Genomic DNA, 18,757 nt, shown 5'->3' on the forward strand with positions numbered 1-18,757 from the left:
GCGACCTCACAGGCGGGCCAGGGCCGCCTTCAGCGGGTCGAGCCCGAGCGAGCCGAGGTCGAGCGCGGCGGTGTGGAAGGCCTTGAGGTCGAAGGCGTCGCCGTGCCGGGCCTGGGCGTCGGCGCGGGCCTCCAGCCAGATCCGCTCGCCGACCTTGTACGACGGCGCCTGGCCCGGCCAGCCGAGGTACCGGTTGACCTCGAACCGCAGCGAGCCGTCGTCCATCCGCGAGTGGGCGCGCATGAACTCCAGCACCCGGTCGGCGTCCCAGACCTCGCCGGGCCGCCACCCGAACGGGTTGTCCTCGGGGATCGTCAGCCCCAGGTGCACGCCGATGTCGACGATGACCCGGGCGGCCCGGAATCCCTGCATGTCCAGGAAGCCGAGCCGGTCGCCGGCGTCGGCGAAGTAGCCGAGCTCGTCCATCAGCCGCTCCGAGTACAGCGCCCAGCCCTCGCCGTGACCGCTCACCCAGCACAGCAGCCGCTGCCACCGGTTGAGCAGGTCGGCGCGGTGGACGGCCTGCGCGCACTGCAGGTGGTGGCCCGGCACGCCCTCGTGGAAGACCGTGGTGGTCTCCCGCCAGGTCGAGTAGATCCTGTGGTCGTCGGTGAAGGAGAACCACATGGTGCCCGGGCGCGAGAAGTCCTCGGTGGGCGGCGTGTACCAGGCGCCGCCGTCGTTGGTCGGCGCCACCCGGCACTCGATCCGCTTGATCGGGTCGGCGATGTCGAAGTGGACGGCGTCGAAGCTCGCGATGATCTCGTCGGCGCGGCCCTGCATCCACTTCTGGAACGCCTCCCGGCTGCCGAGGTCGCGTGCGGGATCCGCGTCGAGCGCGGCGACCGCATCGTCCACCGAGCCGCCCGGGACGATCCGGCCGGCCGTGGCGGCCATGTCGTCCTCGATCCGCTTCAGCTCCTGCCAGCCCCACGCATAGGTCTCCTCCAGGTCGATCTCCGCACCCAGGAAGTAGCGCGACGCCAGCGCGTAGTGCTCGCGGCCGACGCCGTCGCGCTCGCGGCCCCGCGGCACCAGCGAGGTCTCGACGAACCGCCCGAACTCGGCGTACGCCGACGACGCCGACGCGGCGGCCTTCTCCAGCGACGCGCGCAGCCCGTCGGGCGCCTCGGCGACCGCCTTCGCGAAGTAGTCGCCGGCCTTGCCGGTCTGCCCGGTCCAGCCCCTGACCTGGGCCGCCACCTCGACGTACTGCCGCCGCGCGGAGACGCGGCCGGCGTCGGCCTCGCGGGCGAGGGTCTCCCGGTAGCCCGCGAGGGCGGCGGGCACGGCGGCGAGCCGGTCACCGATCGCGCGCCAGTCGTCGTCGGTGTCGGTCGCCATCACGTCGAACACCTCGCGGATCGCGTGCGCGGCGCTGCTGATGACCGACACCTCGCTCCGCTCGACGCCCGCCTCGGCGCGGGCGACGCCGAGCCCGACCCGCTCCAGGAAGGCGTCCTTGGCGACCTGCTCGCGCGCGTCGCTCGGCGTCAGCTCCGCCACCTCGGCCAGCGCGCGGCGCTGCAGCTCCTCGCCGGCGTCGAAGCCGTCGGGGGAGAGGTCGGGCAGCTCGCCGTCATGGCCCGGGATGCCCGCGAAGGTCGCGGTGATGGGGTCGTGGGCGGCGTACTCCTCCACGAAGCGGTCGGTCCGAGAGTCCACGGGGCGCGTCATGGCCCCGACACTAACCCCGCACGCGGACAGCCCTCCGGACGGCCGCTGACCTGCCGACGGCGTTGACCGCGCGGACGGTCACCACGTGCCGCCCGCGGTGCAGGTTCCGCACGGTCACGGCACGGCGACCCGCACCGACGGTCCCGATCGCGCGACCGTCCACGGCGATCCGGTAGCCGGTGACCACCGTCCCGCCGTCGTACGCCGGAGCGAGCCAGTGCACCCGCAGGTACCGCCCGCCCGCGTGCCAGCGTGCGCCGAGGTCGCGGACGTGACCGGGCGCGGACGCGACCGACGCCACCGTGTGCGCCGCGGCGCCGGACGGTACGCCGACCCCGGCCCCGTTGACCGCCGCGACCGTGACCACGTAGCCGGTGTCGAGGGCCAGGCCGGCGAAGGTGTGCGAGCGGGTGGCGGCGTCGACGGAGACGGTGGAGCCGCCGAGCTGGACGCGGTAGCCGGTCACGCCGGCGGCATCGGCCGGCGGCTCCCAGCGCACCGTGACGGCGGCGCGGTCGGCGGCGGCGGTGGCGACCACGGACTGCGGGGCGCCGGGCGTGCCGGCGTCGACGCTGGGTGCGCACCCGCCCGCGAACGACACCTGGTAGGCGCCGAGGCTCCCGTAGTCGTCGTAGGGGTTGTTCGAGCTCGCACCGCCGCCGTCGACGCGGACGTAGTAGCTGCCGGCCGGGAGGTCGGCGCTGACCGAGGCTCCCAGCCCGTTCGCGGTGTCGTAGGAGACCACCTGCAGCCCCGGGTCGCTCTCCGCGACCACGTCACCCGATGCGTCGAGGAGGCGCAGGTCGAGGTCGAGGTCGGTGCCGACGGCGGTGGGGGCGGCGGTGACCTGCACCGTGCCCGAGCACTGCCCGAGCGCGTAGGTGTCGGCGTCGGTGCGGCTGGTGATGGAGCCGATCCCGGCGCCGAGCGGCACCGCCGCCGACGGTCCGTCGCCGGACTCGTCCGGGCGCAGCCCCAGCGTGCCCCGCAGGATGGCGACGTCGTCCTCGGTGTTGGAGGCGTTGGCGTAGCTGCCGTTGGACCACTGGCTCATCGGCATGGAGTACGGGTCGCCCATCAGCGGCCCCCACCCGGCGCGCCCCGGGTAGTACTCCTGGTGCCCGGCCGTGCCGCTGGGGTAGAGCCCGTCGTGGCTCAGTCCCAGGGTGTGGCCGAGCTCGTGACTGGCGGCGTCGGCGATGTACTTGGGGTCGTTGGGGCCGAGCGAGCGGGCGAAGATCAGCGCCGGGGTGAGATCGGCCGAGCCGAAGCTGGGCTGGAACGCGATGCCGCCGCAGGTGCTGTTGCACACGTCGGCGTACACGGTGGAGCTGGCGGCGTCGTTGCCGAGGAAGAGCGCCCGTACGCCGTACTGGTGGTCGGTGCTGCTCGACCTGATCAGCGCCGCGGAGCCCGGGTCCTCGGTCGTCACGTCGACGGCGAACGGCGCGTAGTCGGCCGCGATCCGCTCCCAGATCTCCTGCACCCGCGACAGCTCGTCGGCCGAGAAGCCCGCGCCGTTGTTGTCCGGGTCCCACGGCGGGACCGTGACCGCCGGCATCAGGATGCTGGTCAGCGTGTTCCACAGCGTCCCCGCCACCTTGAACCCGACGAAGTCGAGATAGATCGTGTACGGCGCCCCCGGGTCGCTGTGCAGCGCGAACGTGTCGGCCACGGTCGTGGCGACCGGCTCGGCCAGGCTGACCGGGGCCGGGGTGTCCGGAACCGGGTCGAACTCGGTGATCGGGCGTCCTGTGGCGTGGGCCGGGCCGGCGGCCGGCACACCCGGCCCGCTCAGCAGGGCGGCGACGGCCACGACCGCCGCCGCGACACGGCGACTCATGGCTGTCCGATCGGCGCGGACGGTCACCGGCTGAGCGGGGGTGCGTTGCTCGGGACGAAGGTCTCGGGTGGAACCGACCCGGGGACGGAGTCCGTCTGTTCTCATGTGGGTATGCGCAGAGCTGTCGGGTCGATCGCGACGCTGGTGCTGCTGGGCGGGTGCGGGAGCGCTCCGACGCCCGAGGCGGCTCCGAGCGTGACGCCTGCGAGGATCAGCACGCCGACGGTGATGCGGTGGGTGTCGTCGTACGGCGTCGAGGTGGCGGTCCCGAAGGCCTGGCGGATCGGCGCGCTGCCGCCCAACGAGGCCTGCGTGCACGGCGGAGCCGAGACGACCGCGCCGTACGTCGAGATCGGGCAGTTCGATGCCGCGGACGACCTGGTGCTGTGCCTGCGATCCGTCCCCGCCGACCTGCCGGTGGAGTTCGGCAAGCTGGCGCTGAGGCTCTGGCAGCCGCACGTCGCGCTGCGCCGCGCCGACCGGGTGCCGGGCGCCCCCGCCGGCACGTGGACCTACGGCGGCTGGACGCTGCAGCGCGCGCGGGTCGGCGTGCTGTCGATCTCGGTGCTGACCCGCAGCGGGCAGGCGGACCTCGGTGCGCGCGTCCTCGCCTCGGCGCACCGGGTCGCGGTCGACCGTCTCGGCTGCGCCAGCGTCGCGCCGCCACAGCTCGCCCGCGGGCAGCTCCCGAGCGGCCGCGCGCTCCCGGCCGCCGCGGACGTCGGCTCCATCTCGGTGTGCCAGTACGACCGGACCGGGTCCGGAGCTCCGCGGATGGCCGCCGCGACCTCGATCCGGGGCGCGCGGGCGCGCGCCGTCGTGCGCGCGATCCGCGCCGCGCCGCTGGGCGGGGGACCGGACCGGCCGCGTGACTGCCTCGGCACGATGCACGGCGACTCCGCGCTGGTCCTGCACTTCGTCGGGCGCGGCGAGCGGCCGACCAGCGCGGACCCTCAGGCGTTCGTCTCCTCCGACTGGTGCGTGGGCAACGGGATCGCGGAGGCCGGTGGACGGCACGCGCTCACCCGGAGCAGCTGCCGGCCGCTGTACGCCCGCCCGCCGGTCGTCGCCTGGTCCGCCCAGTCGAACGTCGCGCCGCTGTGCATGCGCCTCTGACCCGGCTCAGCCGCCGGTGAAGGCCCCGGAGAACAGCGGCAGCCTCTGGCCCGGCGGGACCTCCTCGCGGACCGGGGTGCTGCCCGGGCCCGGCATGCGGCAGCCGGGCACGTCAGCCGCGGGGGTCTTGCGCAGCAGGATCGCGCCGCCCTCGTCGCTGACCACGGCGTAGCCGTGCCGCTCCAGCATCCGCGCCCGCTGGACCGGGCCCTGCGGGGTGAGGAAGCCGAAGGTGAGGATCGGCTCGGAGGGCAGCAGCACGTAGTCCATGCAGCGCGGCGTCTCGTCGGCGATGACGACCGAGTGGTCCTCGAGCAGCCGCGGCGCGACGTTGTTGGTGGCCTCGACGCTCGCGCCCGCGGGGATCTCCCGGGCGGCGTCGATGAGTGCCTGCGCCATCGGGCTCGGCCGCTCGTCGGCGGGCAGCATCCACCCGACCAGGCCCAGCGCCGCGGAGGTCAGCAGGGCCGTGGTGAGGGTGAGCGCGCCGACGGCGTACAGGCGCCGGCGGGTGAGCGACGGCGCGAGCCGGGCGAACGTCTCGATGGCGGCGACCAGCAGGAACGGCCAGATGAAGGCGTCGTACTGGTTGGTGACGGTCCAGTGGTTGGGGTTGCTGGAGTAGAGCCGCTCGGCGAGCAGCGGCAGCCAGCACAGCGAGGTCAGCGACCCGAGCGGCAGCAGCGCGAGGGAGGCGACGATCCAGCCGATCAGCTGCAGCTTCACGCCCTGGTCGGTCGCGGCGGTGACCAGGATCCACGGGTGCGTGGCGACGTTGGTCAGCACGCCGACGGGGTCGGCCCCGAGTCGGTCGTAGTCCCAGTAGTAGCCGCGGACCCCGCCCATCGCCGGCAGCAGCACCTCGATCTGGATCATCGAGACGACCGGGCCCAGCACGAGCATCGCCGCCCCGGTGACCTTGCCCGCGCGATCGCCGGCGCGCCAGGCGCGCAGCAGCAGCACCAGCCCGAAGACGCCGACGATCAGGCCCAGGTCCTCCTTGCACAGGCACAGCAGCACGGCGGCCAGGCCGGCGAGCCGGTAGCGCCGGGTGGCGGCCGCGTCGAGCAGCAGCAGCGTGAGCGGTACGGCGAAGGCGACCTCGTGGAACCCCGCCCCCGCGGCCGACATCAGCGGCCAGCCGGTGGCGTAGACCAGTCCGGTGAGGTCGACCAGCCGCTCGGTGGGGACCGCGACGTGCAGGTCGGCGAAGCTGCGCCGGGCGATGCGCCGGACCAGCGGGACACCGGTGGCGAACAGCGCCGCCTGCGCGAGCAGCAGCACCCGCGGGTCGCTCCAGATCCAGTACAGCGGCGCGAGCAGCGCCAGGATCGGGGAGAAGTGGTCGCCGAGCAGCGAGTAGTCCGGCGGGAAGTTGTGGTGGACGTTCTTCATCTCCGAGACCGGGAGATGGAAGTGGGCGTAGTCGCGGATGCCCTGGTCGAAGATGCCCACGTCGAACCCGCCGAGGTGCAGCTGCGACCACACCTGCAGGCTCCGCCCGGCGCACACGACGAAGCAGAGCAGCATCGTCGCGGCGGTACGGCGCGACCACCCCGAGCTCAGGATCCGGGCCGGGGTCCGGCGCGGGCGCGGGGTCTGGACCTCCGCGACACTCATCGGTCTCAGCGCGGCAGGCCGCTGGCGCGCCAGGCGCCCCGGCCGGCTGCGAGGGAGCGCCCCGGCGCGGTGCGCATGGTGCGCTCCGGCGAGGCCCACAGCGAGCGCGTCGGCTCGGGCGCCGGCTCGCCGCCGCCCAGCGCGGAGAAGACCGCCACGATCGCGGCGATCTCCTCCGGCGTGGTGTCGGGCGTGACGATCCGCAGCGCCGGAGCCTGCGGCGTCTCCACGCTCTCCACGTCGTCCTGGCCGGCCATCAGAGCGGGATGTTCCCGTGCTTCTTGGGCGGCAGGCTGTCGCGCTTGGTCTTGAGCAGCCGCAGCGCCTTCACGATCTCGGCGCGGGTCTCGTGCGGGCGGATGACCGCGTCGATGTAGCCGCGCTCGGCCGCGATGTAGGGGTTGGCCAGCGTGGTCTCGTACTCGTCGATCAGCTCGGCCCGACGCGCCTCGACGTCGCCACCCTCGGCCTGGACGGCCGCGAGCGTCTTGCGGTGCACGATGTTGGCCGCGCCCTGGGCACCCATCACCGCGATCTGGCCGGTGGGCCAGGACAGGTTGATGTCGGCGCCGAGGTGCTTGGAGCCCATGACGTCGTACGCGCCGCCGTAGGCCTTGCGGGTGATGACGGTGACCATCGGGACGGTGGCCTCGGCGTAGGCGTAGATCAGCTTCGCGCCGCGGCGGATGATGCCGTCCCACTCCTGGTCGGTGCCGGGGAGGAAGCCCGGGACGTCGACGAAGGTGAGCACCGGGATGTTGAACGCGTCGCAGGTCCGCACGAAGCGCGCGGCCTTCTCGGAGGCGTCGATGTCCAGGCAGCCGGCGAACTGCATCGGCTGGTTGGCGACGATGCCGACCGAGCGGCCCTCGACCCGGCCGAAGCCGCAGATGATGTTCGGGGCGAACAGCGGGTGGACCTCGGTGAACTCGCCGTCGTCGAGCACGGTGGTGAACACGTCGTGCATGTCGTAGGGCTGGTTCGGGGAGTCCGGGATGATCGTGTCGAGGGCCAGGTCCTCGTCGCTGGCCTCGAGCGAGGCGATCTCGTCGTACGCCGGAGCCTCGTCGAGGTTGTTGCTCGGCAGGTAGCTGAGCAGCGCCTTGGTGTACTCGATCGCGTCCTCCTCGTCGGAGGCCATGTAGTGCGAGCAGCCGGACTTGGTGTTGTGGGCCCGGGCGCCGCCGAGCTCCTCCATCGTGACGTCCTCGCCGGTGACGGTCTTGATGACGTCGGGGCCGGTGATGAACATGCCCGAGGTGCCGTCGACCATGATCGTGAAGTCGGTGACCGCGGGGGAGTAGACGTGGCCGCCCGCGCAGTTGCCCATGATCAGGCTGATCTGCGGGATGACGCCCGAGGCGCGGACGTTGCGGCGGAAGATCTCGCCGTACAGGCCCAGGGAGACGACGCCCTCCTGGATCCGGGCGCCGGCACCCTCGTTGATGCCGACGATCGGGGAGCCGGTCTTGATGGCGAGGTCCATCACCTTGACGATCTTCTCGCCGTAGACCTCTCCCAGCGAGCCGCCGAAGACGGTGAAGTCCTGGGAGAACACGCAGACCTGGCGGCCGTCGACGGTGCCGTAGCCGGTGATGACGCCGTCGCCGTAGGGACGGGTCTTCTCCAGGCCGAAGGCGGTCGAGCGGTGCCGGGCGAACTCGTCGAGCTCGACGAACGATCCCTCGTCGAAGAGCATCTCGATGCGCTCGCGAGCGGTCTTGCGTCCCTTGGCGTGCTGCTTCTCCTGCGCCTTGGCGGCGGGTGCGTGCACGGCCTCGTCGGTACGACGCTCGAGGTCCGCCAGCTTGCCGGCGGTGGTGTGAAGGTCGATCTCGGGCTTGATCTCGGGCTGGGCGGTCACTTGGCCTCCTTGGTTCCGTAGGGAAGATTAGTGCCCGTGACTCTCGGTTCGACTCCGCGCCCACCCTTCGACGCGACCGCTCTCGGTGAGGCGGTCGCCACCTACCCCGACCTCAGCCTCGAGCTGCTGGCCGAGTCGGGGTCCAGCAATCAGGTCGCCACCGAGCGCGCGAAGGCCGGCGCGCCCGACGGGCTGGTGGTCGTCGTCGACCACCAGGTGGCCGGTCGCGGGCGCCTGGACCGCAGCTGGGAGACGCCCGCGGGCGCCGGCGTGACGTTCTCGCTGTTGGTGCGCCCGACCGTCCCCGACGGGCGCTGGCCGTGGATCCCGCTGCTGGTCGGGCACACCGTGGCCAAGTCCCTCATCGCCCACGGGTACGACGCGGCGGTGAAGTGGCCCAACGACATCCTGCTCACCGGCGAGAACGGCGACGCGCCGCGCAAGGTGGCCGGGATCCTCGTCGAGCGCATCGACACCCCGCAGGGCCCCGCAGCGGTCATCGGCGTCGGCATCAACGTCTCGACGACCGCTGAGGAGCTGCCCGTCGAGACGGCGACCAGCCTCGCGCTGGTCGACGCCGTACCGACCCCGGACCGGTCCGACGTCCTCATCGGCGCGGTCACCGCGATCCGGGAGGGCTTCGACCTCTGGCAGGCAGGCGGGGAGCCCGCGCACGAGCGGCTGCGGGCGTCGTACCTCGCCAACTGCGCGACGGTCGGCCAGCAGGTCCGCGCCGAGCTGCCGGGCGGCGGCGCCCTGGAGGGCCGGGCCACCGACATCGACGAGCACGGCCGCCTGGTCGTCGACACCGCCGACGGCGCGACCCCGGTCGGGGCCGGCGACGTCATCCACGTTCGGCCCGCCTGAGGGCCGCGGATGGAATGATGACCGCGTGGCCATCTCCAGCAAGCTGCTCAACCCCGGCGAGCACCTCGTCCTCAGCTGCCGTCAGCACGTCAAGAGGCTGATCGGGCCGATCCTCGCGCTGATCGTCCTGCTTGCGCTCGGGGTGGCGGTGCAGGTGATCGCCGACCAGCACGCCTGGCTGCGCTGGGCGGTGTGGATCCTCGTGGCGGTCGGCGCCGTGTGGTTCTTCCTGCGCCCGTTCCTGGACTGGTTCGCCACTGTCTACGGCTTCACCGACCGCCGGATCATCACCCGGCAGGGGATCATCACCCGCCGCGGGCACGACATCCCGCTGTCGCGGGTCAGCGACATCGAGATCGAGATCAACCTGATGGACCGCCCCTTCGGGTGCGGCAGCCTGCTGGTCTCCGATGCCTCGACGAACGGCACCACCCGGCTCAACGACATCCCGCAGGTGGAGACGGTGCAGCGCCGGCTCAACGAGCTGCTCTTCCAGCTGCACCAGGGCGGCGGGGCGCAGCCGACCGAGGACGCGTGACGGAGAACGGGTTCGAGCAGGAGGTCCTCGGCGACGGGCCCCGGCTGACCGCCGATCAGGCCGCCGCGGCCGCCGGCGTGCCCGTGGGCCGCGCGCGCCGGCTGTGGCGCACGCTCGGCTTCCCGGACCGGGGCGAGGAGGCGGCGTACACCGAGCCCGACGTGGCCGCGCTGCGCCTGTTCGCCTCGTTCTTCGAGGACGGCCTCATCGACTTCGACAACGCCCTCAACGTCGCCCGCGGCATCGGGCTGACGATGTCCCGGCTGGCCGACTGGGAGGTCGGGGCGCTGATCCAGCGGGCCGAGGAGATGTACGCCGCGCGCGACGCCGCGGCGGAGGGCCCGCCCAGCGACGTGTCCGCCGCCGTACGCCTCACCCAGGAGTACGGCGAGCGGTTCGAGGAGCTGCTCCTCTACGCCTGGCGTCGCCACCTCGTCGCGGCGACCGGCCGGATGGAGAGCGCCCGCGCCATCGAGGAGGCGCCGGGCACCACCCACCTGACCGTCGGGTTCGCCGACATCGTCGGGTTCACGGCGCTGTCCAACGAGGTCAGCCGGGACCGGATCGGGGATCTCGTCGAGATCTTCGAGTCGCGGTGCGGCGAGGTGATCGCGAGCCGGCACGGCCGGCTGATCAAGGCGATCGGGGACGCGGTGCTGTTCGTCAACGACGATCCGCTGCACGCCTTCGAGACCGCCGAGGGGATCATCAACGTGATCGGGCGCGACCAGCGGATGCCCGACGTACGGGTCGGTCTGGCCACCGGCTCGGTGGTGCTGCGGCTCGGCGACGTGTTCGGGCCGCCGGTCAACCTCGCCAGCCGGCTCACCCAGGTGGCCCGGCGCAACCGGATCATCGTCGACCAGGAGACCGCCGACCTGCTCCCCGAGGAGCAGATCGAGTCGCGACGGCTCCCGCCCCGCCCGGTGCGGGGATTCGGCGTGGTCGAGCCGGTCGCGGTGCGCCGGCCGTAGGTTCTCCGCAGGCTTTCGGGACCCGCTATTTCGGGGACAGCTTGCACGTTCCTGCAGGTCACAGGGCACTTCCAAAGACAAAGTTTTGCCAAACCGACCGCACGGGAGCCCTCCTGTCCCTACCTTGAGCGATGTGATCGAGGTGCAGGATGTGCGGCTGGACCCGGCCGCTCGTCGTGCCTGGCGGGGGGACCGGGAGATCCGGCTGACCCGCAAGGAGTTCGAGCTGCTGAGCGCACTCATGGCGCGGGCGGGCGAGATCGTCTCCCGCGACGAGTTGATGCGCGACGTGTGGCAGGCGACCTTCTGGACCTCCTCGAAGACCATCGACGTCCACGTCGGGTGGGTACGCCGCAAGCTCGGCGACGACCGGCACCCGTACCGGCTGATCACCACCATCCGTGGCCAGGGCCTGCGCTTCGAGATCGGCAACGAGGAGTCGGTCGCCTAGGGCCCGTGGCTCTAGGGTGCGTGTCGTGTCCTTCGCTCCTCGGATCGCCGTGATCGGCGGCGGTCAGCTCGCCCGGATGATGGCCCAGCCGGCGGTCGCGCTCGGCGTACCGCTGCGCCTGCTCGCGGAGGCCGAGGGGGTCTCGGCCGCGCAGGTGATCCCCGACCAGCTCCTCGGCGACTACCGCGACCTCGCCACCCTGCAGGCCGTGACCGACGGGTGCGCCGTCGTCACCTTCGACCACGAGCACGTGCCGACCGAGCACCTGCGCGCCCTCGATGCGGCGGGTGTCGCGTGCCGGCCGGGCCCGGACGCCCTGGTCTACGCCCAGGACAAGGGGCTGATGCGCGAGCGGCTGGGTGAGCTGGGTGCGCCGTGCCCGCGCAACGCCATCGTCACCTCGGTGGCCGAGGTCGAGGCGTTCGGCCTCCCGTGCGTCCTGAAGACCACCCGTGGCGGGTACGATGGCAAGGGGGTCTGGGTCGTCCGCTCGGCCGCCGACGCGGGGGAGGCCTTCGAGGTCGCTGCCGCCGCGGGCGTGCGGATCCTGGCCGAGGAGCTGGTCGACTTCCGGCGCGAGCTGTCCGCGATCGTGGCGCGCTCGCCGAGCGGCCAGGCGGCGGCGTACCCCGTCGTGCAGACCACCCAGCTCGACGGGATCTGCCACGAGGTCATCGCCCCCGCGCCCGACCTCTCGCCGGTGCTGGCGGGGGAGGCGCAGGCGCTGGCGCTGCGGATCGCCGGCGAGCTCGGCGTGACGGGCGTGATGGCGGTCGAGCTGTTCGAAACCGTCGACGGGCGGCTGCTGGTCAACGAGCTGGCGATGCGGCCGCACAACACCGGCCACTGGAGCCAGGACGGCGCCGTCACCTCGCAGTTCGAGAACCACCTGCGCGCCGTCCTCGACCTGCCCCTCGGCTCGCCCGAGCCGCGGGCGCCCTGGACCGTCATGGTCAACATCCTCGGCTCCGCCGACCCCTCCGTGGGGCGCCTGTACGACGGCTACCCCCACGCCCTGGCGCGCGACCCCCGGCTGCGGGTGCACCTGTACGGCAAGGAGCTGCGGCCCGGCCGCAAGGTCGGCCACGTCAACGCCTACGGCGAGGACCTGGACGACGTGCTCGCGCGGGCCCGGCACGCGGCGTCGTGGTTCCGGGGGGACCTGGGGAACGAGAGCGAATAGGGCTCGGGGCTGGTCTGGGCCTCGGGGCTGGTCTGGCGGCCGCACCTTAGCCGTGCGCCTCCCGCCGTCAAGGACGCTCACTTCGTTCGCGCCGCTGCGCGGCGGCCTTCGGCCGTCCTTGACTGCGGGGCCTTGGCGCACGGCTGAACGGCGCCGAGTCGGCACGGGCTTCGCCCGCGCCGCCGCTGCGCGGCCGCCCGCGTGCAAGATCGCCCACGGGGGCGATCTTGACGGTGTTTCGGGTTGCCGGGGCCGCGAAGAGGGCACCTGTGGGCGATCTTGTACGTCGCGGGGCGGCCCTTCGAGCGCTTAGGCCCGTCGAGGCGACAAGTCGGAAGATTCCCGGCACCAGGCGCCGGGAGGACTCCGCGCAAGGCATCGCGCGGCGCTGGACCCCATGGGTCAGGTGACCCATGGGGTCCAGCGACACGACAGCGACCCGCAAGGGCGGCCGCGCAGCGGCGGCGCGGGCGAAGCCCGTGCCGTTGTCGCGCCGTCCAGCTCGTCGTCCGGGACCCGCAGTCAAGGATCGCGCAGCGACCGCGTAGCGGCGCCGGAGGCGTCCTTGACGGCGGGGGCCGACGAGCTACGGTGCGGCCGCCTCCACCAGCCCCGAGACCAGACGAGCCGTCACACGACCCCGTGCTCGTGCGCGAACACCACGATCTGCACCCGGTCCCGCAGGCCCAGCTTGCGCAGGATCGCACCCACGTGGGTCTTCACGGTCGACTCGCTGAGGTGCACGGTCGCGGCGACCTCGCTGTTGGAAAGGCCTCGGGCCACGGCGGTGAAGATCTCGCGCTCCTTCTCGGTCAGCGCGAGGTACGCCGGCGGGGGAGCCGTGGTCGCGGTGAACGAGCGGTCCAGCAGGGTGGCGAGGTCGGAGGGGGCGAGTACCGCGTTGCCGGCGGCGACCGTGCGGATCGCCTCGGCGAGCTGCAGCGGGGTCGTGTCCTTGAGCAGGAAGCCGCTGGCGCCGTACCGGATCGCGGTGGCGGCGCGGTCGTCGAGGTCGAAGGTGGTCAGGACGACCACCCGCAGCGGCCGCTCGCGCCGCGCCACCCGTTCGGGGGCGAGGAGCTGGCGGGTCGCCTCGACGCCGTCCATCTCGGGCATCCGCAGGTCCATCAGCACGACGTCCGGCGCGGTCTCGTCGGCGACCGCGATCGCCTCGAGCCCGTCGGCGGCGGTGCCGACGACCTCCATGCCCTCCTGGGCGTCGACGATGACCCGGACGCCCTCGCGGAACAGGTCCTGGTCGTCGACCAGCACGACCCGGATCATCGGGCGCCCACCGGCAGCCACGCGGTGACCGTGAAGGTCGGCACGCCGTCCTCGGTTCGGGGTCGTACGTCGAGCCTGCCGCCCACCGCCTCGAGACGGCGGCGCATCCCGGCCAGCCCGTTGCCGGGCGCCTCCTCGCTGCTCGTCGCGTCCACCACGTTGCTGACCTCGATCCTGAGCTCGTCCTGCCAGTGCCGCTCGACCCGCACCGGCTCGTCGCGGCGGCCGTGGCGGATGGCGTTGGTCAGCATCTCCTGGAGCACCCGGTAGGCGACGGTCGCGAGCTCCGGCGGGAGCGGCCGCGGGTCGCCGATCTCGGTGGAGAGCACCTCGTGGCCACTCGCGCGGACGCCGTCGACGAGGGTGTCGAGCCCGCCGTTGGGCGGCCGGCCGTCGGTGGCACCGAGCACGTGGCGCACGTCCTGCAGCGAGTTGCGGGCGGAGCCGGCGATGGTGGCCAGGGTCTGCTTGAGCCGGGCGGGATCGTCGTCGGGGAGGTACTGCGCCGACTCGGCCTGGGCGAGGATCACCGCGAGGGAGTGGCCCACGACGTCGTGCACGTCGCGTGCCAGCCGCGCCTGTCCCTCCCGCAGGTCGGCCAGCTCGGCGGCCTGGTCGCGCTCGCGTGCGGTCTCCAGCTGCACCGCGCGGGTCTGCGCCTCACGGTTGAGGACCCGCAGCAGGATCCCGATCAGCCACGGGACCAGCAGCACCGCCACGCCGATCACGAGCGTGCGCAGCAGCATCGCCCGCACCGAGCCGAAGTGGCCGATCCGGTCGTGCAGCGAGCTCGTCGCGAAGCGCACCTGGAAGCCCAGCAGCGTCGTCAGCCCGGCCGTGAGCGCGATCGCCGGCACCGAGGCGGCGCTGAGCACCACCGTCACGACGGTGCCGTGCCGCGCGCAGCCGTAGGCGATGAGCGCCACCGCGAGCTCGGTCCACAGCACCGGGAACCCGCGCGTGAGCTGGAGGAACGCGAGCGGCCACAGCAGCGCCAGCCCGAGGCTCGGGCACATCCGGTACGACGCCACCGCCACCGCCAGCACGACGACGAAGAGCAGCTCGGGACCCAGCCCGTACAGGAAGAGCGCGCCGGGACGGTCGACCTCGAGGAACCCGACCACCAGCACCGCCACGCCCGCGGCGACGGCCGCGGGCCAGGGGGAGACGCGCAGCCGCTCGATCATCGGGTCCATCATCGCAGGGCATCACGGACCATCAGGTCCAGCAGCTCGGCGTACGACATGCCGGCGGCGGCGAACATCCGCGGCGCCTGGGAGTGCTCGGTCAGGCCCGGCATGGTGTTGACCTCGAGCAGGACCGGGCCGTCGCCGGTGAGGAAGAAGTCGATGCGGGCCAAGCCGCGGCAGCCGAGGGCGTCGTACATCCGCAGCGCCGCGGTGCGCAGCGCGGTGCGCTCGGTGCGGGTCACGACCGCGGGCACCCGTAGGTCCGCGCCGCCGCCGTACTTGGCGTCGTAGTCGAAGACGCCATCGCCGACGATCTCGAGCGGCGGCGCGACCAGGCGCCCGCCGTCGCCGCTGCCGAAGACGGCGACGTCGATCTCGCGCCCGCGCACGACCTCCTCGACCAGCACACGGTCGTCGTAGGCGAACGCCTCCTTGATCGCCCGGTCGAGGTCGTCGGCGCGCTCGACCAGGGAGACGCCGCGGCTGGACCCGGCCGACGCGGGCTTCACGACCACCGGACCCTCCCACTCGTACGCCGCCCCCGGCGTCAGCAGCGCCCCCGCGGGCACCGCGACGCCCGCCGCGGCGGCGACGAGCTTCGTGAGGTGCTTGTCCATCGCGGTTGCGCCGGCGGTCGCCGGGGAGCCGACGCAGGGCAGCCCGGCGATCCGGCACAGCGCGGCGAGGGTCCCGTCCTCGCCGCCCTCGCCGTGCACGGCCGGGAAGACGACGTCGCAGGTGCCCAACAGTGAGAGGGCGGCAGCCGTGTCGAGAGCACGACCCTCCCCGTCGCGCCAGCCGCCACCGCGGGCGAGCGTCACCGGCACCACGTCGTACGTCGAGGCGGGCAGATGGGCGCGCACGGCGGCCGCCGATGCCAGGGACACCTCGTGCTCGGCGTTGTCGCCGCCGCCGATGACGGCGACCCGGATGAGGCTCATCGCAGGACCCTCGATCCGATGCCGGTCACGATCTCGTGCTCGATGGTGCCCGCCCACGCCGCCCACTCGGCGGCCGTCGGCTCGCCCTGGCTGCCGGGACCGAACACGGTCGCGACCTCGCCGACCCCGACCGGTGCGGTGCCGACGTCGATCACGACCTGGTCCATCGACACCACCCCGACCACCGGGCACCGGCGTCCGCGCAGCCACACCTGAGCCCGGCCCGAGGCCGTCCGCGGGATCCCGTCGGCGTACCCGAGCGGCAGCAGCGCCAGCCGGGTCGCCCGCGGTGCGGCCCAGGTGTGGCCGTAGCCCACCGGCGTGCCGGCACCGACGTCGCGCACGGAGACGACCGGCGCGGTCAGGGTCATGGCGGGCCGGAGCCGCCGCGTGCCGGTGGGGTCGATGCCCACCAGACCCGCGCCCACGCGGCACAGCGTGTGGTGGCTGAGCGGGTCGGTCAGCGTCGCCGCCGTCGCGGCGAGGTGCCGCAGCGGCGGCCGGAGCCCGTGCCGCCGGGCGATCGCGAGGCCGCGCAGGAACCGGTCCCGCGCGAGCGCGTTGGCAGGGTCCCCGGGGCGGTCGGCGCAGGCCAGGTGGCCCATCAGCCCCACGACGCGGACCGCGCCGGACCGCTCGGCCCGCCGCGCGGCCGCGCACAGCCGCGACCAGGCCAGCGGGTCGGCGCCGTCGCGGGCCATCCCCACGTCGAGGTGCAGATGCACCCGCGCCTGCTTGCCGATCCGGACGGCCGCCCGTTCGATCGCGACGAGGTGGTCCAGGCCCGGTGCCGCCAGGTCGACGTCGTGGACGATCGCGCTCGCCAGGTCGGCGTCGACCGGGTTGAGCCAGCTCAGGATCGGCGCCGCGATGCCGTCCAGGCGCAGCGCGAGCGCCTCGGCGACGCTCGTCACGCCCACCCAGGACGCGCCGTTGCGCAGCGCCGTGCGGGCGACGGCGGTGGCGCCGTGCCCGAAGCCGTCCGCCTTCACCACGGCCATCAGCGCGCCGCCCGAGCGGGCCGCGAGGACCTGGGTGTTGTCGGCGATCGCGGCCAGGTCGACGCTCAGCGCGGCACCCCGGCGGCGTACGTCGAGGACGGGCTCGGCCAGCGTGCTCATCGGTCGCCCCCGATCGGCCCGTACGGCGCGACCCGCGCGCCGGTGGCCAGCGCCCAGTACCGGTCCCCGAAGCTCCAGTGCCACCACTCCGTCGGGTAGTTCACCAGGCCGGCGCCGGACAGCGCCGCGGCCAGCAGGTCGCGGTGCGCGCGGGCGGTCGGCGAGATGTCCGCGGCGGCGGTGTAGCAGCGCCCGTCGCTCTCCTCCGGCGTCGCGTCGATCGGCGTCCCCAGGTCGAGGGGTACGCCGGACGGGTCGGTCAGCGTCAGGTCGACCGCCGCCCCGGCCACGTGCGGCGCCACCGCGAGCGGGGCGACGAAGCGGCTGACCAGGACCTCCAGCTCGGCCGCCGTGCTGTGCGGGCGGGCCGCCCGGACCTGGGCCCCGTAGTCGTCGATGATCCGGCGCTGGTCGGCCGGCGACCGGTGGCCCTCGACGACGTGCAGCCGGACCGTGCGGGGCAGCGCGGCCGCGGCGGCGTGCAGGCGCTCGGCGAGGCCGGCCCGGACCAGCACCCCGGGCGCCGCGACCGACTCCGCCAGCGCCACGAGCGGCTCGCCGCTCTCCACGACCGGGATCGCGTGGACCCGTGGATCGGCCAGCAGGACGAGGGATGTCATGACCGGAACGCTAGGTCCGCGGACGGGCCCGCGGCGTCGGTCGGAGGTGCCGATCGGCGGCACCATCGGATGAACTCGATAGCCTTCGGGCATGACTGCGCGCGTGGGCATCGTGATGGGCTCCGACTCCGACTGGCCGGTGATGCAGCTGGCCGCGGAGGCGCTGGCCGAGTTCGGCATCGAGCACGAGGCCGACGTGGTCTCCGCGCACCGGATGCCCGAGGAGATGCTCGCCTACGGCCAGCAGGCGGCCGGCCGCGGCCTCCAGGTCATCATCGCGGGGGCCGGCGGCGCCGCCCACCTGCCGGGCATGCTCGCGTCGGTCACGCCGCTGCCCGTCATCGGCGTACCCGTCCCGCTCAAGCACCTCGACGGCATGGACTCGCTGCTCTCCATCGTGCAGATGCCCGCGGGTGTCCCCGTCGCGACCGTCGCCATCGGTGCGGCCCGCAACGCCGGGCTGCTCGCCGTGCGCATCCTGGCCGCCACCGACCCGGCGCTGCAGGAGCGGATGACGGCGTTCCAGGCCGACCTGAAGGCGACCGCGCAGCGCAAGGGCGAGGCCGTGCGGGGCGCGCAGACCGGCCGTCGCGCGGGCTTCTGAGCGATCAGTCGTCGCGGACCTGTCCGCGCAGCGACTTCGTCTCCGACCGCTCCCGCTTGGCCTGCAGCCGGCGCTCCTTCGCGCCCCGCCCGGGCCTGGTGGGGCGACGGGTGGGCGGTAGGGGCGCCAGCGCGTCCCGGATCAGGGTGGCGAGCCGCTCCCGCGCGGCCACCCGGTTGCGGTGCTGGGAGCGGTGCTCGGAGGCCGTCACCGCGACGACCGGCCCGAGCCGGTCCAGCACCCGTCGGCGCTGGGCATCGCTGAACGCGCCCGACGTCTCGACCGACAGCTCGAGCTGGACCCGGCTGTCGGCGGTGTTGACCGACTGACCGCCCGGGCCCGAGGAGCGGCTGAACCGCTCCACCAGCTCGGCCGCGGGCACGATCAGGCCGTCCGGAGCACCCGGGCCCGCGTCGATCCTGAGGTCAAGCTCGCCGGGCACGCTGGAACCACTCCCGGCTGGGGCACACGTCCATCACCATCGGTACGCCGGCCGCCACCGTCCGCTCGTACGCCGCCTCGTCGACCACGCCCATCTGGAACCAGACGCCTCCGGCCCCGACGGCGACCGCCTGGTCGGCGTACTGCCCGGCCTCGGAGGAGCGCCGGAAGACATCGACGACGTCGATCCGCCCGACGGCTGCCGCCGCGTCGGCGAGGGTCGGGTGGACGAGCTCGCCGAGCACCTTCTTGTGCCCGTCGGCGGAGGGGTGGATGGGGATGACCCGCTTGCCGTGCTGCTGCAGCTCCTGGGCGATGGAGTAGGCGGTCCGGTACGGGTCGCCGCCCAGGCCGACGACCGCCCACACCTCGCTGTGGTCCAGCAACAGATCGATCACGTCTTGATTGGTCCAGGGCGCCATG

19 protein-coding genes are annotated in these 18,757 nt (G+C 73.6%); 7 read left to right on the plus strand and 12 right to left on the minus strand.

Translation table 11 applies throughout. The features are described 5' to 3' along the window. Positions 1-6: 6 nt before the first annotated feature. Positions 7-1,677, minus strand: coding sequence for a DUF885 domain-containing protein (locus tag ACYU8V_RS15030; RefSeq protein WP_460848487.1), 1,671 nt, complete (start codon positions 1,675-1,677; stop codon positions 7-9). Between the two features lie 10 nt (positions 1,678-1,687). Continuing rightward, positions 1,688-3,520 carry a fibronectin type III domain-containing protein gene (locus ACYU8V_RS15035; protein WP_460848488.1) on the minus strand — a complete coding sequence of 611 codons (1,833 nt, stop codon included), beginning with the start codon at positions 3,518-3,520 and terminating at the stop codon, positions 1,688-1,690. Between the two features lie 111 nt (positions 3,521-3,631). Here ACYU8V_RS15035 and ACYU8V_RS15040 point away from each other — a divergent pair, with 111 nt between their 5' ends. Continuing rightward, positions 3,632-4,636, plus strand: a complete 1,005-nt coding sequence (locus tag ACYU8V_RS15040; RefSeq protein ID WP_460848490.1) for a hypothetical protein — start codon at positions 3,632-3,634, stop codon at positions 4,634-4,636. A gap of 6 nt (positions 4,637-4,642) precedes the next feature. Here ACYU8V_RS15040 and ACYU8V_RS15045 read toward each other — a convergent pair whose 3' ends face one another. The 3 genes from ACYU8V_RS15045 to ACYU8V_RS15055 are packed head-to-tail and all read right to left on the minus strand — an operon-like array spanning position 4,643 to position 8,120. Further along, the gene (locus ACYU8V_RS15045; RefSeq protein ID WP_460848491.1) at positions 4,643-6,256 is read right to left on the minus strand and encodes a DUF2079 domain-containing protein; all 1,614 of its coding nucleotides are present in this window, start codon (positions 6,254-6,256) and stop codon (positions 4,643-4,645) included. Positions 6,257-6,261: 5 nt separating this feature from the next. Continuing rightward, positions 6,262-6,513 carry an acyl-CoA carboxylase subunit epsilon gene (locus ACYU8V_RS15050; RefSeq protein WP_460848492.1) on the minus strand — a complete coding sequence of 84 codons (252 nt, stop codon included), beginning with the start codon at positions 6,511-6,513 and terminating at the stop codon, positions 6,262-6,264. After that, positions 6,513-8,120 (minus strand): acyl-CoA carboxylase subunit beta, encoded by a 1,608-nt coding sequence (locus ACYU8V_RS15055; RefSeq protein WP_460848493.1) that lies wholly within the window; start codon positions 8,118-8,120, stop codon positions 6,513-6,515. Before ACYU8V_RS15055 ends, ACYU8V_RS15050 begins: the two co-directional genes overlap by 1 nt. Positions 8,121-8,150: 30 nt before the next feature. Here ACYU8V_RS15055 and ACYU8V_RS15060 point away from each other — a divergent pair, with 30 nt between their 5' ends. The 5 genes from ACYU8V_RS15060 (at position 8,151) to ACYU8V_RS15080 (ending at position 12,133) form a co-directional block, all read left to right on the plus strand. Further along, positions 8,151-8,987, plus strand: a complete 837-nt coding sequence (locus tag ACYU8V_RS15060; protein ID WP_460848495.1) for a biotin--[acetyl-CoA-carboxylase] ligase — start codon at positions 8,151-8,153, stop codon at positions 8,985-8,987. Positions 8,988-9,012: 25 nt separating this feature from the next. Beyond that, on the plus strand, positions 9,013-9,525 hold the full coding sequence (locus tag ACYU8V_RS15065; protein ID WP_460848496.1) for a PH domain-containing protein: 513 nt from the start codon (positions 9,013-9,015) through the stop codon (positions 9,523-9,525). Then, positions 9,522-10,499, plus strand: a complete 978-nt coding sequence (locus ACYU8V_RS15070) for an adenylate/guanylate cyclase domain-containing protein (RefSeq protein ID WP_460848499.1) — start codon at positions 9,522-9,524, stop codon at positions 10,497-10,499. Before ACYU8V_RS15065 ends, ACYU8V_RS15070 begins: the two co-directional genes overlap by 4 nt. Positions 10,500-10,632: 133 nt before the next feature. Further along, positions 10,633-10,950 (plus strand): winged helix-turn-helix domain-containing protein, encoded by a 318-nt coding sequence (locus ACYU8V_RS15075; RefSeq protein WP_460848500.1) that lies wholly within the window; start codon positions 10,633-10,635, stop codon positions 10,948-10,950. 25 nt (positions 10,951-10,975) lie between these two features. Further along, on the plus strand, positions 10,976-12,133 hold the full coding sequence (locus tag ACYU8V_RS15080; RefSeq protein WP_460848503.1) for a 5-(carboxyamino)imidazole ribonucleotide synthase: 1,158 nt from the start codon (positions 10,976-10,978) through the stop codon (positions 12,131-12,133). A gap of 630 nt (positions 12,134-12,763) precedes the next feature. On the opposite strand, the gene ACYU8V_RS15085 is transcribed toward ACYU8V_RS15080, so the two are convergent. Genes ACYU8V_RS15085 through ACYU8V_RS15105 form a run of 5 tightly spaced genes read right to left on the minus strand, consistent with a single transcriptional unit; the run spans position 12,764 to position 17,289 of the window. After that, a complete protein-coding gene (locus tag ACYU8V_RS15085) occupies positions 12,764-13,417 on the minus strand; it encodes a response regulator (RefSeq protein ID WP_460848547.1) in 654 nt (217 codons plus the stop codon). Then, a complete protein-coding gene (locus ACYU8V_RS15090) occupies positions 13,414-14,613 on the minus strand; it encodes a sensor histidine kinase (protein WP_460848504.1) in 1,200 nt (399 codons plus the stop codon). Before ACYU8V_RS15090 ends, ACYU8V_RS15085 begins: the two co-directional genes overlap by 4 nt. Next, complete coding sequence (locus ACYU8V_RS15095) at positions 14,613-15,548, minus strand: D-alanine--D-alanine ligase family protein (RefSeq protein WP_460848507.1); 936 nt, start codon at positions 15,546-15,548, stop codon at positions 14,613-14,615. The genes ACYU8V_RS15090 and ACYU8V_RS15095 overlap by 1 nt, the downstream gene beginning before the upstream one ends. Continuing rightward, positions 15,545-16,669 carry an alanine racemase gene (gene alr, locus ACYU8V_RS15100; RefSeq protein ID WP_460848508.1) on the minus strand — a complete coding sequence of 375 codons (1,125 nt, stop codon included), beginning with the start codon at positions 16,667-16,669 and terminating at the stop codon, positions 15,545-15,547. Before alr ends, ACYU8V_RS15095 begins: the two co-directional genes overlap by 4 nt. Further along, on the minus strand, positions 16,666-17,289 hold the full coding sequence (locus ACYU8V_RS15105; protein ID WP_460848510.1) for a M15 family metallopeptidase: 624 nt from the start codon (positions 17,287-17,289) through the stop codon (positions 16,666-16,668). The genes alr and ACYU8V_RS15105 overlap by 4 nt, the downstream gene beginning before the upstream one ends. 91 nt (positions 17,290-17,380) lie before the next feature. Between ACYU8V_RS15105 and purE the strand changes: the two genes are divergently transcribed. Further along, positions 17,381-17,893 (plus strand): 5-(carboxyamino)imidazole ribonucleotide mutase, encoded by a 513-nt coding sequence (gene purE, locus ACYU8V_RS15110; RefSeq protein WP_460848511.1) that lies wholly within the window; start codon positions 17,381-17,383, stop codon positions 17,891-17,893. A 4-nt stretch (positions 17,894-17,897) separates the two neighbouring features. Here the strand turns inward: purE and arfB are convergent, their stop codons facing one another. Further along, positions 17,898-18,335, minus strand: a complete 438-nt coding sequence (gene arfB, locus ACYU8V_RS15115; RefSeq protein ID WP_460848512.1) for an alternative ribosome rescue aminoacyl-tRNA hydrolase ArfB — start codon at positions 18,333-18,335, stop codon at positions 17,898-17,900. Then, positions 18,319-18,732, minus strand: coding sequence for a CoA-binding protein (locus ACYU8V_RS15120; RefSeq protein WP_460848514.1), 414 nt, complete (start codon positions 18,730-18,732; stop codon positions 18,319-18,321). The genes arfB and ACYU8V_RS15120 overlap by 17 nt, the downstream gene beginning before the upstream one ends. Positions 18,733-18,757: the final 25 nt, after the last annotated feature.

The sequence above is a fragment of the Nocardioides ultimimeridianus genome (assembly GCF_054777895.1).

Excerpts from the sequence above, each read along its gene's own strand:
- ACYU8V_RS15105 (WP_460848510.1), bottom strand. The coding sequence starts at position 17,289 with ATGACATCCCTCGTCCTGCTGGCCGATCCACGGGTCCACGCGATCCCG.
- ACYU8V_RS15035 (WP_460848488.1), bottom strand. The coding sequence starts at position 3,520 with ATGAGTCGCCGTGTCGCGGCGGCGGTCGTGGCCGTCGCCGCCCTGCTG.
- purE (WP_460848511.1), top strand. The coding sequence starts at position 17,381 with ATGACTGCGCGCGTGGGCATCGTGATGGGCTCCGACTCCGACTGGCCG.
- ACYU8V_RS15085 (WP_460848547.1), bottom strand. The coding sequence starts at position 13,417 with ATGATCCGGGTCGTGCTGGTCGACGACCAGGACCTGTTCCGCGAGGGC.
- ACYU8V_RS15095 (WP_460848507.1), bottom strand. The coding sequence starts at position 15,548 with ATGAGCCTCATCCGGGTCGCCGTCATCGGCGGCGGCGACAACGCCGAG.
- alr (WP_460848508.1), bottom strand. The coding sequence starts at position 16,669 with ATGAGCACGCTGGCCGAGCCCGTCCTCGACGTACGCCGCCGGGGTGCC.
- ACYU8V_RS15050 (WP_460848492.1), bottom strand. The coding sequence starts at position 6,513 with ATGGCCGGCCAGGACGACGTGGAGAGCGTGGAGACGCCGCAGGCTCCG.
- ACYU8V_RS15090 (WP_460848504.1), bottom strand. The coding sequence starts at position 14,613 with ATGGACCCGATGATCGAGCGGCTGCGCGTCTCCCCCTGGCCCGCGGCC.
- ACYU8V_RS15030 (WP_460848487.1), bottom strand. The coding sequence starts at position 1,677 with ATGACGCGCCCCGTGGACTCTCGGACCGACCGCTTCGTGGAGGAGTAC.
- ACYU8V_RS15040 (WP_460848490.1), top strand. The coding sequence starts at position 3,632 with ATGCGCAGAGCTGTCGGGTCGATCGCGACGCTGGTGCTGCTGGGCGGG.
- ACYU8V_RS15045 (WP_460848491.1), bottom strand. The coding sequence starts at position 6,256 with ATGAGTGTCGCGGAGGTCCAGACCCCGCGCCCGCGCCGGACCCCGGCC.